Genomic DNA, 13,366 nt, shown 5'->3' with positions numbered 1-13,366 from the left:
TGCCCTATCCCAGCCAGCGCTCCAGATTGGCCGCCACGAAAGCGTCGTCGGCGAGATCGGCATGCAGCTCCAACACACGGTCGATCTCTTCCTTCTGGCCTGGGCTCAGTCCCTCGTTCGGATCGAGGCACCAGATCCCTTCGAGCAGGCCTTGCCGGCGCAGCACTTCGTGGCAGCCGGCGATGCAGCCATGGAAATTGTTGGCGACGTCGAAGAAGGCGCTGTTGCAATCGGTGACCCGGCTGTCCAGCGCCAGCAGCTCTGCGGAAACCGCCTCGGATGCGGCCGCCCGGCGGCAGCGCTCGAAAATCTCCACCGCCCCCTTGGTCCATACGGACCAGTGGCCGAGCAGCCCGCCGACGAAGCGGACGGTCACCGGTTTGCCCTCGCGCATGACGGTGAAAGGCGTCACGAGGTCGAGAACGATGTGGTCGTCATTGCCGGTGTAGAGCGAGACGCGGCGATCCGCGCCGGCCTCGACCACCCCGCGGATGACTTCGATGGTGCGATAACGATTGAACGGCGCGACCTTTATGGCGACGACATTGTCGATCGCTGCAAAACGCGCCCAGAAGCGCGCGTCGAGGTCAAGCCCGCCGACGGCCGGCTGCAGATAGAAGCCGACAAGCGGGATCTCGCGCGCCACCGCCTCGCAATGCTCTATCAGCGCGTCGTGATCGCTGCCCTTCAGCGCTGCGAGGCTGAGCAGGCCGGCATCGTAACCGAGCCGCACGGCCGTCTTCGCCTCCGCGACCGCCTGCTTCGTCGGCCCGGCGAGCCCCGCGACCATGGCAAGCCGGCGATCCGTCCAGCTCGCCGCCGTCTCGGTGGCCAGCGACAGGACCTCCTCATAGAGGCCGGCTTCACGGATGGCGAACTGGGTGGTGTGGACGCCGACGGCAAGACCGCCCGCGCCGGCATCGATGTAGTAACGTGCCAGCGCCCTCTGGCGGCGGCGGTCGAGCCGGCGCGAGGCATCGAGCGCCAGCGGATGAGCCGGGATCACGGTGCCTTGCTTGAGAAGGGCGAGCGCTGGGGATCGGGAGTCGGCGGTCATCGTTCCAATCTCAGAAGCCGCCATCGCGGACTTCGTATTTCGTCGGCTTGTTGAAGCTGAGCTGATCGCGCGCCACCCAATCCGCGACCCAGTCGAGCATGGCACCGAGCGGCACCTCGGGATAGCCGAAGAGCTTGGCCGCTTCCGCGGTGTTGGTGAGCCAGGCGGTCTGCGATTCCGCACCGACGAGATTGGGCTTGACGTCCATGCGGGCGCCGAGCTCCTCGGCCAGCCAGCGGACCGAGAGCGTCTCCGGCCCGCTGATGTTGATGGGCGAGGTCGGCGTCGTGCAATGGAGCAGGCAGCGTAGCGCCTGGGCATTGGCGTCGCCCTGCCATATGACGTTGACGTTACCCATCAGCGAAAGATCGATCGGCGTGCCGGCCTTGACGCGGCTCGCCAGGTCGTGGAGTACGCCGTAGCGCAGGTCGATCGCGTAGTTCAGCCGGAAAAGACGCCCGGGCGTTCCGTACTTGTCCGAGAAATATTCGAACATCCGCTCCCGACCGAGACAGGACTGAGCATATTCACCGCGCGGTCCGGGCGGCGTGGTTTCCAGCGCGCCCTGGTGCATGACGTCGACCAACGGATAAATGTTGCCCGTGGAGAAAGCGACGATGCGCGACTCCCGAAAAGCGGAAGCGACGATCGCCGGGCTGTGTACGTTCATGGCCCAAGTCAGCGCCTGGTTGTCGCTCGAGCCGAACTTGCGGCCGGCCATATAGACGACGTTCTTCACCTTGGGCAGCGAGCTCACCTGCGCCTCGTCGAGCAGGTCGGCGGAGATCGTCTCGACGCCCCAGCCCTCGAGACGCTCGCGCAGGCCTGCCTCGCTGAACCGGGCGACGCCGATGATACGCTTGGAAGGCGCGGCATTGCGGGCAAGCTTCGCCAGTGTGGGGCCCATCTTGCCGCCGACGCCCAGAAGCATGATGTCGCCGTCAAGCCTCTCGAGGTCTTCAACGAGAGCGTCGCTCGGCCGCGTCAGGAAATCATCGAGCTGCTCGATGCTGTCGAAACGCTGGGGCAGGGCGGACCGCCCTTTGCTTCCCTCGTCCACCACCGGCGCCTTGACCGCGGCTGGCTGCATCGCCCCACTCCCCTGCTTGCCTTGTCGATCCGACGCTATCGCGACTCTCGCGAGGTTTCAACCATTTGGTTGAAACCTGTTCAAGATTTTTTCCCGACCGTCGACGGACGTGCTTTCGCGTCTTCGATCAGCGACCGCAGGCGAGCCAGCGCATTGCGCGTCGAGGCGACTGAAGGCGACAGGTGCGGCTCCACGGCAATCGCACCCTCGTAGCCGTCTGCCGCGAGCGCGGCGATCTGGCCGGCCCAATCCACATCGCCCTGCGCGAGCAGTTCCCAGGATCCGTCGGGATAGACCCGGGCATCCTTGAAATGGACATTGCGGACGAGATGCTTGAGGGCCGCATACCCCTGAGGATAGGGAACGTCGCCATCGATGAGAGCGTTGGCCGGATCCCAATTGATGGCGAGGCTCGGCTTGGCGGCGCGCTCCACCAAGGCAGCCGATCTCGCGCCAGTATCCGCCCAATGGCCTTCTTCGGTCTCGACCAGCAGTTCCAGCCCGGCAGCATCAGCCGCTGCCGCTGCCTCGGACAGCAGCTCGATCACACCGGCGGGAGCCTCACCGCTAGCCGCGCCGTTGCGGCTGAAACTGAAGGCGATGATGAATTTCGCGCCCACCTCCCTGGCGAAATCGATCGACGCAGGCAGCAGGTTGCGCCTGTGGTCCTCGACCAGCGATCGCGCCTCCTCCCAGTTCTGGAAGAAGCCTTTGTCCATCCAGCCGAGATTGGAGCGCGCCGGCTCCCCGGCGGGAAAAGGACATTTGAAGAGGCCCGGCGAGATAGCCGTGATCGTCACACCGAAGCCACGCACGGCGCGCAGCAGGCGCTGCCGGGCGTGCCGATCGAGACGGGGCACGCGCCCGTCATGGATGCCGCGCAATTCGAAGCGGTCGACACCCCATTCGAGACCGAGTTCGAACGCCGTTTCCGGATCGCCGGATAGTTCGTCCGTCACGATGCTTGGAATCATGCCTGCATCCCCCGCTCTATCTTTCGGGCGGTGAATTAACGGCAGAATCGGGAAAGTTTCAACCGTATGGTTGATAGCTTATGGGCGCAGGCCGGCGAGGGTGAAGCTGACGATGTGGTCTCGATAGGAGGAGATCGCCTCGGGCTGCGTGAGGTCGCGGCCGAAAATGGCCGACATGGTGAGACCATTGGCGAAGTAGAAGAAGGTCATGCCGGCGATCGAGACATAGAGCTCGAGCGGGTCGACGCCCGTCCGGAAGATGCCTTCCTTCTCGCCGCGCCTCAGCGTCTCGGCGATCATCTCGAGCAGCGGCGAATTGGTCTGACGGGCAGCATCCGAGTTCCGCACATGGCGGGCGCCATGGGCATTCTCGTCGGCGAGCATCCGGATGAATTCGCGGTGCTGGGCAAGGTAGTCGAGCGAGAAGTCGATCAGCCTTATCATCGCCTCGCGCGGCGGCAGGGCGGCCAGGTCGAGCTCACGTTCGAGGCTGCGGATATCGGCATAGGAAGCTTCGAGCGCCGCCCTGTATATCTCGTCCTTGCTCCCGAAATAATAATAGACGAGCTGCTTGTTGGCGCCGGCCCGCCTGGCGATGCTGTCGACGCGCCCGCCATCGAGTCCGCGTTCGGCGAATTCGGCACGCGCGGCCGCCAGGATGGAGGCCTTGGTGGCTTCCGGGTTGCGTGGTCGCTTGGCCGCGATCGGCTCTCTTGTCGTCGACATCTTATCCTAATGCGCTCCATGCCCCTCCATGAGCCCCCGGACATAACCGATCGCACGGGCAGCGCAAGCCATGCCGTCGGGTTCGTACACGAAAGGCTCGATGCCGATCGCGCCGCGATAGCCGAATTCCCGGAGCGCGTGGACGATGGGCGCAAAGGCGAGATTCCCCTCGCCGGGGCCGCGCCGATTGGAATCGTTGAAGTGGACATGACCCACTGCATTGTGCGGCAGCCATTGCCTCAAGAGCGCCGCGATGTCCCCGCCATCCGCAGCCGTCGCGTAACAATCGATCATCGCTCCCAGCGCCGGCGAGCCGACCCCTTGGACGATATCGAGCGCTTCGTCCACGGAGTTGATGAAGGCTGTGTCCTGCCTGGCCAGCGGCTCGATGAGATAGGCCACTCCTGCCTTCTCCGCCTCGGCGGCCACAGCCGCGAAGTAGGCGACGGCACGGTCGCGTCCTTCGGTCTCGCATCCAGCTTCGAGCCGGCGCTGTCCCGGCGAGCCGTGGACGAGATAGCGCCCGCCGAGCTCGGCGCAGAGGACTACAAGTCGGCGCCCGACATCGACCGTGCGGCGCCAGACCGCATCGTCGGCGCTGGTGATCGAAAGGCCATCCGGCGCTGCAAGCAGCCAATGCAAGCCCGCGATTGCCATGCCCTCGCCCTCCGCCGTGGCTCGGGTTTCGCGAATCACGGATTTCGGCAAATCATGAGGTGAGGCTCCCAGAGTGAAGGGCGCGATCTCCAGCCCGTCATAACCGACCGCGCGCGTGAAAGCGCATTGGGCGCGGAAATCCAGTTCGCGGATCACTTCGTTGCAGAGGTTGATCGGAATAGACATCAGGCTCTCCCCGGCGACCGGCCGCCATGGATGTCACAATCCGTCGCCGCCGTCATCCATCGGCAGCGATTGTGTGGAAATGGGTCAAATCACCGTGAGTTGCTTCCGGTTCGGCAGACGATTCACGATTCTGCCGCGTCGATGCGTTAGCTCGGCATCATGAACCGACGTATCTTTCTTTCCCTGATATCGCTCTTTGTGCTGCCGCTCGCGGCACGTGCCCAGGACATCACCGCCCCGCCCGCGGCGCCGCAACCGACATTGCCGCAAGTTCTCGACAGAGCAGGGGAGCTCGGCGCGCTGAAAACTGTGCTGGTTGCCCGCGACGGCGTCGTGCTTGCCGAGCGAGGTTATCGCGACAACAAGGTGACGACGCCGACCAACATCAAGTCCGCATCGAAGACGGTGATGTCAGCGCTGGTCGGGATCGCCATCGAGAAGGGGCTGCTCGAGGGACCGGACCAGAGGATCGCGCCGCTGCTTCGGGCCGATCTCCCTCCCGAGGCCGATCCCCGGCTCCAGGACATCACCATCGGAAACCTGCTCTCCATGCAGGCCGGGCTCGATCGCACCTCCGGGCCGAATTATGGTCGGTGGGTGGCAAGCAACAATTGGGTGCGTGCCGCCCTCGCCCAGCCCTTCGTCGACGAACCCGGCGGTCGGATGCTCTACTCCACCGGCTCGACACACCTCCTGTCGGCGATCCTGACGCGGCGCAGCGGCCGCTCGACCCGTGAGCTTGCACGGGAATGGCTGGGCCCTCTGCCCAATTTCGCCATCGGCGGCTGGGAGCGGGACCCACAGGGCATCTATCTCGGCGGAAACCAGATGGCGATGAGCGCCAGATCCCTGCTGGCTTTCGGCGAGCTCTACCGCAACAACGGCAGGATGCCGGATGGCAAGCAACTGCTTTCGCCCGAATGGATCGCCGCGTCCTGGCAGCAGCGGACGACGTCCCAGTTCAATGGCGACGGCTACGGTTATGGCTGGTTCCTGCGCAATATCGCAGGACAGGACGTGAAATATGCCTGGGGCTACGGCGGACAGATGCTCTATATCGCACCGGCGATCGGCCTCACCGTCGTCATGACCTCGGACGAGGACAATCCCTCCGCCCGCAACGGCTACCGCGACGCCTTGCACGATCTGCTGGCCGCGATCATCGCCACCCAGGTCGCCTTCCAAGCCCAGAATTAACGCCTGCTGAAGTTCATTTGGGCAAGATTTACCCGCCGACCTCATCCTTCACCATCGGACCGATTACCTCGATCGCGTTCGTCCAGATGCCTCCCGAGTAACCTTCTGGCAAGCTCCCCAATTCCTCCGGGGTGTCGATGCCGGCCGTTGCGCCGCCGCTCCACGGCGCGACAACGAACACTTCGCTATCGGCAGATCTCATGCGGGCCAGGAACCGATCCGGCCATCCCCAAAGCCAGGGCGCGACATTCGTCGGAACCAGCAATACGAGGTTCCTGCAAGCTTTCGGGACGAGGCCCGTCCAGCCATAGCCGACATACCGAAGCAGGCACGCCTTGAGTGAGCCGCGCGAGACGATCTTCATATCGGGCAGCAGGCGTCGGATTTCATCGATCGGGCGATCTCCGCCGTAGGGCACGAGAAGCACGCGTCGCTCGGGCGGGAACCGCGCAAGCACGGCAGCAAGCTTCGTTCCTTCGTTCGCGTCGTTGCTTTTCACGTTGATCAGGAAACGACGGTCGGGGAAGGTCGCGAGCACCTCGTCCAGGGTCGGCATCAGGCCGCGCCCCTTTTCGCGGAATGGAAACGTCTTGCCGCCATCCGCCGTATAGCCGTACCCGATGTCGAGCGCCCGGAGATCCGTCATGCTGTGCTCGCGCGTGACGCCATGACCATCCGTGCGGCAGTCCAGCGTCCAGTCGTGGAAGACCGCGAATTGCCCGTCGGTTGTCGGATGGACATCGAATTCGACGAGGTCGGCGCCGGCCGCGAAGGCAGCGCGCATCGAGCGGATCGTGTTCTCGAGATAGTCATGGGTGGGCGGCGCGATGCGGGAGGCCGAACACGCCTCGCCGTCCATCGACGCGGCATCGAACCGCTGGGCCACGCCGCGATGAGCGAGCAGTATTGGGTCGCCATGCTCGCCTGCCACGAAGAGGTTGGAATTGGCGAAATAGACGAAAAGCCCAAAGGCGAGCGCCAGTAGCAAAACAGGTTTCAGCTTTCGCCGCATCGACGGTCCTTTCGGCTGTGGGGGCCGGATGTCCTGGGAACGGAGAACAAGTCAATAACCTTGCCTCATTTCTGGGTGCAAAGGCGGCAAATGGATCTCGTCGAGCCTGCAACCGTTCGGCCCGAAGGCGCGAGCCGCCATCGTTCGCGACATACGCGACGGCGCCTCGCATCTCATGCAGCACGCGCATTCCAGGAAAACGCGGTAGAGCATGATCGAAGCCTTCGCCCCGGGGAAAGAAAGCGAAGGCTTGGCCGCAGGCGCGACGTCATGAAAAGGCCGCGACCGCCTTCATGACCTTGATGACGGTCTGATCCATCTCGTCGTTGATCGGGTCGTTCTCCGACGATTGCCGGACAATTACCGTCTCGGTGGCGGGGTCGATCCACAGCCACTGCCCGTGAATGCCGAGGCCGGCCAGCGCACCCGTGCCCGTATCATACCAGTAGTAGCGATAGCTGCCGCCCGGATAGGCATAGCCCTGGTCGCCCGCCGCCCAGATCTCGCGGTCGCCACCGGACCAGATGTCGGTGATCCAGTCAGACGGCACGATGCCGTTGCCGCCGGTGCGTACCAGTTCCCCGACCCGGGCCAGGTCGCGCGCGGTCATGGAGATGCCGCCCGAGGCACGCGGATTGCCCATCCGATCGACGGTGATCTCGGCATCGCTGTGGGCGCCCATCGGAATCCAGAGCAGCCGGCTCATCAGATCGGCGTAACGTTCGCCGGCCGCGCGTTCCAGCACCAGTGCCGCCATGTCGACATTGGGCGAGCGGTACGCATGCCTCGTGCCATGAGGATGCGACGCTTTGGGCAGGTTGCAGAGGAAGGTCTTGAGGTCCGGAGTCGGCTCGTCTGCCCGTTCCGGATTCCACAACATGGCGCGCCGGTAACGGTCGAACGCGCCGGTCTTGTCCAGATAGGATTCCTCGAAGTCGAGGCTGACCTGCATGTTGAGCAGGTCGCGGATCGACGCGTCGCCGTAAGCCGAGGCCGCCGCTTCGGGCACGTATTTCGCCGCGACATCGTCGAGCGACAGCGCGCCCTGGCCGACCAGGATGCCGGCGAGGAGGCCGGTCATGGATTTGGAGATCGAGAAGACCATATGGGGCTTTGCCGGGTCGCATTCCGCGCCGAACCATTCTCCCACGATCTTGCCGCTCCGCATCACCACAAAAGCATCGGTGCTGTTCTCGGCCAGGAATTCCGTGAGCTTGCGCACCTTCCCGGCATTGTCGTGGACGACCAGATCGCCAAGCGCGCCAAGCCCTGGTGCCGGCTCCTCGGCAATGCGCTTGCCCGGGATCACGGCGGAAGGCACGAGTTCCCTCGCGTTCTGGAACGACCAGCCGGAATAGGGTCGCGTCCGCCAGTTCGCCAGGTTGATTTCAGCACGCATGGAAATGGCATTGATCATTGTCGGCTTCCTGCTTCTGATGGAACGAGAATGGCTCGGACTACAAATCGACGACGACATCGCCGATGGGGTTGGTGGAACAAGCGAGGATATAGCCCTCCCGTTCTTCCTCCTCCGACAGCACTGTCCGGCCGCGATCGGCGGAGTTCGAAGCGATGCGCCAATCGCCCGAAACCAGCCTGCACCGGCAGGTGCCGCAGATGCCCGCCTCGCAATCGGCCGGCAGCGCGAGGCCCACCTGGCGCGCAAGCTCCAGAACCGTCACCGTGCCTTCGCCGGAAACCTGCTTGTTGCTCTTGCGAAAGATTACGCTGTAGGCGCCGATTTCCGGCAAGGGCTCGGCCGACCGGTCTGGTCCGAAAGTCTCTTCGAGAAAGGCGTGCTTCGGCGCGGGCTGCCACGCCTCCAAAATCTCCCGCGCCTTGCCGCGAAAGCCGTCCGGCCCGCAGCAAAACACCGCGCGATCAGCAAGATCCGGGCAGGCGATCCGCAACATGTCGGCGTCGAGCCTTCCCGTGAAAACCCTGGGCGCATCGTCTCCGGTGGTGGCGGACGCGAAAGCCGCAGCAGCCTTCGCGTCGCATCCCGTAAGGTTCCAGGACATCTGCAGCCGGGACCCCATCTGCCGACGCAGAAGCCGCAACTCCTCGATGAAGGAAACATCGCGCTCGGTACGCACGCTGTGATGGAAGACGATATCCACTGGCAGGTCGGTGTCGGCCACGAAACGAAGCATCGACATCATCGGCGTGATCCCGCTGCCGGCCGACAGCATCAGCAGACGATCGGCTCCTCGGGCCGCGGCAAGATGGAACCGCCCGTTGGTTCCGAGGGAGCGGATGGTGTCGCCCACCTTCAGCGTATCGTGCAGCCAGTTCGACACATGCCCGCCTCGGAGTCGCTTCACCGTCACGGAGACATGGTGCGGACGTGAAGGAGACGACGAGATCGTGTAATTGCGGCGCACGACGCGGCCGTCGATATCGAGAAGCAACGTGATGAACTGACCGGGCTTGTAATCGACGAACGGCTCCACAGCGAAACGAAAGGTACGGAAATCATGCGTCTCGTCGATGACTGCCACGCAGCGGAGTTGCCGCTCGCGGCTTCCGCCTTGGGCGGCTGAACCTGCCGTCGAGGGAAGACGCGTCACGGGCGAGGCCGTGCCGGGGGCGACTGACATGGCCGGCTTGCGCGACAGGACTTCGATGGCGTCGCCCACTACGAGCCGGCCCAGCGTGCGGGGAATCAAATACTGGCCGAAATAAGCCTTGCCATCCGGGCCTCGTCGCTGACGGCCGAGCGTGGCAAGCGGTTCGTGGTCGGGCCGTGCCTCGCCGCTGCGCGGATCGAGCGTTGTCATCACGCAGCGATCGCACCCTCCCGCAACCTCGAATTCGACCTCTCCGATGCGCACCTGTCCCCAGCCGTCCTCGTCATACGCCTGCGGGCCTGAGACGACGACATTCGGCCGGAACCGCGCCATCTCGACCTCGTCGTCGAGGAACCGGTTGAGATCGGCGAGCGAAGCGACATTGGTCATAAGCAACGGAGCTGTATCGGCGAAGCTGACCGTCCCACCGGGCGCCAGGCCGAGCGGCCGATGCGTCTCGCGCCCCTTCACCACGAGACGGCATGGCCGGTCCAGGAACGCGGACAGCCATGCGGCGACCGCGTCGCCCGCGTCCAGCGCAACCACGTGATCGCCCCAGATAGTGACGTTGTTCGTCCGCTCGAGGTCGCTCCGAGCGAAGACCAGGGCAGCCATGCCGGGGGCCGCGAGCACGACCTCGTCGCCGTCGCGATGCGCGCGGACCTGCATGAGCCTTGGCGCCGCGCGCGCGGTGAGGCAGGTACCGCTGGCATCGACGACCATCATGCGCCGGTCGCCGGCCAGGCCTTCGGGCTCCAGCCGAGCCGTTTCGACAGCGAGCCCGGCCCCCGACTTCAGCGGGTAGACATGGAGGCTCTTCAGGCGAAAAGTGGCTTCCGACATGTTGCGACTGACGATCCGGAACAATGCTCAGGGACGTAGCATGCACGACCGGACAGCCAGGGTGCAATGCGGGTCCCGGCCCGGTAGCACCATTTCGGACCGCGGTGGCATCGAGGAAGCCTCCCGCCGAGAAGAATGCGCCCGGCATCGACAAGCCCTCGGCAGATTGCGATCGCAGATCGCGCAAATGGATTTAACCGAGGCCCTCCCTATGGAGCCAAAAGCCTGAAAACAGCGACACATTCTGCCATCCACAGCGGCAGCGGCTCCTGGAATCTTTTCAGCATTGCTAGGCCTCAATTGGGACGCATTTGTCTGGTAACGCAAGCGCGATCGTACATTTGGCTGATTTGGCTCTCCCTTCGTGAGAGACATCCACCTTACCCAAATTTTTCGATTGATTTGAAAGCGACAGGCGTCGCAACCGCCGTTTTTTGCGGCGATCGAATGCCGCCGATGGCGGCGCAAAGCGATAACGACAGGAGAAAAAATGCAAGTTCTCGTAAGAGACAACAATGTCGACCAAGCGCTTCGCGTTCTCAAGAAGAAGATGCAGCGGGAAGGTGTTTTCCGGGAGATGAAGGCGCGCCGCGCCTATGAGAAGCCTTCCGAGAAGCGCGCCCGCGAGAAATCGGAAGCCGTGCGCCGTGCCAGAAAACTGGCGCGCAAGCAGGCCCAGCGCGAGGGCCTTCTGCCGGCACCGAAGCGCAAGGCCCCTGCCGGCAGGCCGGCCGCCAGAGCCTGATCTTCTCCGCGACCGGGCGCGTCACGCCCGGTCCACTCCGACGTTCTGGCCAACACCCAGAACGGTCGCCGCCCGATTTCGAACGACGACCTTCCAGCTGTCTCAGAAGCTCGGCCCAGATCCTGGTGTAGATTTCTTCGAAAGCGACCCGCCGGCAATATGCGATCGCTGATCGGCGTTTCCGTCAGGCCTCGATGCGGCTCCCCGAGAGGATCAGCCACTTCACACAACCGCCCTCCGGTGCATATGGTGCGCTCGACCGAGGCCGACGCGTAGAAGCGGCGGCATCCGAGGAGGAGAGCATCTTGGCGGGAACCGCGGCAGGCGAAGAATTCGACTACATCATTGCCGGGGCGGGCTCGGCCGGCTGCGTGCTCGCCAACCGGCTCTCGGCCGATCCGCGCAATCGGGTCCTGTTGCTGGAAGGCGGCGGCAAGGACAATTGGATCTGGTTCCACATACCGGTCGGCTATCTCTTCGCCATCGGCAATCCACGCTCGGACTGGATGTTCATGACCGCCGCCGAATCAGGCCTCAACGGGCGCCGGCTTGCCTATCCGCGCGGCAAGGTGCTCGGCGGCTCCTCTGCGATCAACGCCATGATCTATATGCGCGGCCAGGCGCGGGACTACGACAATTGGCGCCAGCAAGGCCTGACGGGCTGGGGCTGGGACGACGTGCTGCCGTTCTTCCTCAAGCACGAGGACCACGAGAACCCACCGAACGCGCTGCATCGCTCGGGCGGCGAATGGCGGGTCGAACATCCGCGGATCCACTGGCCGGTCCTCGACCGCATCCGCGACGCCGCCGAACAGGCCGGGATCGCCAAGGTCGACGACTTCAATACCGGCGACAATTCCGGTTCGTCCTATTTCCAGGTCAACCAGCGGCGCGGCCGACGCTGGAGCGCGGCGCGAGGCTTCCTCAAGCCCGCGCTGGGCCGGCCGAACCTGAAGGTGGAGACCGGCGCGCTGGTCGACCGGGTCGAGTGCGCCGACGGGCGCGTGTGCGCCGTGGTCTATCAGAGGGACGGGCAGCCTATGAAAGCCGTCGCGCGGGGCGAGATCATCCTCGCCGCGGGAGCCGTCGCTTCGCCAGGCATCCTCGAACGCTCCGGCATCGGCAACCCGGAGCTGCTGCAAAAGCTCGGTATCGCCCCGGTGGTCGAGGCACCGGGCGTCGGGGAAAATCTGCAGGATCATCTTCAGATCAGGCCGATCTACAAAGTGTCCGGCATCCGCACGCTGAACGACACCTACGCCAATCTTTTCCGGCGCGGGCTCATGGGGCTCGACTATGCTTTTCGCCGGCGCGGGCCGCTCACCATGGCGCCGTCGCAGGTGGGCGCCTTCGTGCGCTCATCACCCGAATATGAGACGGCCAATCTGGAGTTCCATTTCCAGCCGCTTTCGCTCGACAATTGGGGCGCCGGTCTCCACCCCTTTCCGGCCTTCACGGCAAGCGTCTGCAATTTGAGGCCGACCAGCCGAGGCAGCATCCACATAGCCACGCCGGACGCGGCGACCTGCCCCGACATCCGGCCGAACTATCTGTCGACCGATACGGACAGACGCGTGGCGGTCGATTCGCTCAAATGGGCGCGCCGCATCGTTTCGCAACAGGCGTTGGCACCCTTCAAGCCGGAAGAATATCGCCCGGGCGCCCATGTGATTTCGGACGAGGACATGCTTGTCGCCGCCGGTGATCTCGGCACCACCATCTTTCATCCGGTCGGCACGGCACGTATGGGCGCGGCGAACGACCAGAACGCCGTGCTCGACGAGAGGCTGCGCGTGCGCGGCATCGACGGCCTGCGCGTGGTCGACGCCTCGGTGATGCCGGCCATCACGTCGGGCAATACAAACTCGCCGACCATCATGATCGCCGAAAAGGGCGCGGCGATGATCCTGGAGGAGAATCGAAGGTAGGGAGAGGGGGTCGGCAATGTGTCCCACATTGCCTATAGTCATGCGAGAGCCCGACGTGACCAGGAGTTTCCCATGTGCCGGAACATTCGAACGCTCTTCAACTTCGAGCCGCCCGCCACGGAAGATGAAATCCGCGACGCTGCGCTGCAATTCGTGCGCAAGCTCTCCGGCTTCAACCGGCCGTCAAAAGCCAATGAGACCGCCTTCAACCGTGCCGTAGATGAGATCGCGACAACGGCGCACCGGTTGCTCACCGCGTTGGAGACGGCAAGTCCTCCGCGGGACCGGGAGGTGGAGGCGATGAAGGCTCGCGACAGAGCCCGCGAGCGTTTCGGGTAGCGCTGGCTTGGCTAAGGCTGGGGACTTATTTGACAATTTGGC

General features: G+C 64.3%; 12 protein-coding genes. 4 read left to right on the top strand and 8 right to left on the bottom strand.

Annotated features, from left to right (window positions below; all coding sequences use genetic code 11):
- Positions 1-4: 4 nt before the first annotated feature.
- From ACCO56_RS22295 to ACCO56_RS22275, 5 genes are all read right to left on the bottom strand, one after another.
- A complete protein-coding gene (locus ACCO56_RS22295; protein WP_433643063.1) occupies positions 5-1,057 on the bottom strand; it encodes a dihydrodipicolinate synthase family protein in 1,053 nt (350 codons plus the stop codon).
- 10 nt (positions 1,058-1,067) lie between these two features.
- Positions 1,068-2,147, bottom strand: coding sequence for an NAD-dependent epimerase/dehydratase family protein (locus ACCO56_RS22290; RefSeq protein WP_433643062.1), 1,080 nt, complete (start codon positions 2,145-2,147; stop codon positions 1,068-1,070).
- Positions 2,148-2,227: 80 nt separating this feature from the next.
- Positions 2,228-3,121 carry a sugar phosphate isomerase/epimerase family protein gene (locus ACCO56_RS22285; protein ID WP_433643061.1) on the bottom strand — a complete coding sequence of 298 codons (894 nt, stop codon included), beginning with the start codon at positions 3,119-3,121 and terminating at the stop codon, positions 2,228-2,230.
- A 78-nt stretch (positions 3,122-3,199) separates the two neighbouring features.
- Positions 3,200-3,847: a TetR family transcriptional regulator gene (locus ACCO56_RS22280; RefSeq protein ID WP_433643060.1), complete on the bottom strand. Its 648-nt coding sequence runs from the start codon at positions 3,845-3,847 to the stop codon at positions 3,200-3,202.
- Positions 3,848-3,853: 6 nt separating this feature from the next.
- Positions 3,854-4,690 carry a sugar phosphate isomerase/epimerase family protein gene (locus ACCO56_RS22275; RefSeq protein ID WP_433643059.1) on the bottom strand — a complete coding sequence of 279 codons (837 nt, stop codon included), beginning with the start codon at positions 4,688-4,690 and terminating at the stop codon, positions 3,854-3,856.
- 159 nt (positions 4,691-4,849) lie between these two features.
- Here ACCO56_RS22275 and ACCO56_RS22270 point away from each other — a divergent pair, with 159 nt between their 5' ends.
- Positions 4,850-5,887, top strand: coding sequence for a serine hydrolase domain-containing protein (locus ACCO56_RS22270; RefSeq protein ID WP_433643058.1), 1,038 nt, complete (start codon positions 4,850-4,852; stop codon positions 5,885-5,887).
- A gap of 28 nt (positions 5,888-5,915) precedes the next feature.
- Here the strand turns inward: ACCO56_RS22270 and ACCO56_RS22265 are convergent, their stop codons facing one another.
- From ACCO56_RS22265 to ACCO56_RS22255, 3 genes are all read right to left on the bottom strand, one after another.
- A complete protein-coding gene (locus ACCO56_RS22265; protein ID WP_433643057.1) occupies positions 5,916-6,899 on the bottom strand; it encodes a glycerophosphodiester phosphodiesterase family protein in 984 nt (327 codons plus the stop codon).
- Positions 6,900-7,167: 268 nt separating this feature from the next.
- Complete coding sequence (locus ACCO56_RS22260) at positions 7,168-8,316, bottom strand: serine hydrolase domain-containing protein (protein ID WP_433643056.1); 1,149 nt, start codon at positions 8,314-8,316, stop codon at positions 7,168-7,170.
- 40 nt (positions 8,317-8,356) lie between these two features.
- The gene (locus tag ACCO56_RS22255; protein ID WP_433643055.1) at positions 8,357-10,312 is read right to left on the bottom strand and encodes an MOSC N-terminal beta barrel domain-containing protein; all 1,956 of its coding nucleotides are present in this window, start codon (positions 10,310-10,312) and stop codon (positions 8,357-8,359) included.
- Between the two features lie 490 nt (positions 10,313-10,802).
- Between ACCO56_RS22255 and rpsU the strand changes: the two genes are divergently transcribed.
- From rpsU to ACCO56_RS22240, 3 genes are all read left to right on the top strand, one after another.
- On the top strand, positions 10,803-11,057 hold the full coding sequence (gene rpsU, locus ACCO56_RS22250; RefSeq protein WP_433643054.1) for a 30S ribosomal protein S21: 255 nt from the start codon (positions 10,803-10,805) through the stop codon (positions 11,055-11,057).
- Positions 11,058-11,359: 302 nt separating this feature from the next.
- Entirely contained in the window at positions 11,360-12,985 is a 1,626-nt protein-coding gene (locus ACCO56_RS22245; RefSeq protein ID WP_433643315.1) for a GMC family oxidoreductase, read from the top strand.
- Between the two features lie 72 nt (positions 12,986-13,057).
- Complete coding sequence (locus ACCO56_RS22240) at positions 13,058-13,324, top strand: DUF2277 domain-containing protein (RefSeq protein ID WP_433643053.1); 267 nt, start codon at positions 13,058-13,060, stop codon at positions 13,322-13,324.
- Positions 13,325-13,366 lie beyond the last annotated feature (42 nt).

This window comes from Mesorhizobium sp. 1B3, from assembly GCF_050958605.1.
Taxonomy (GTDB): domain Bacteria; phylum Pseudomonadota; class Alphaproteobacteria; order Rhizobiales; family Rhizobiaceae.
This window is presented reverse-complemented; position numbering and strand designations above follow the sequence as displayed.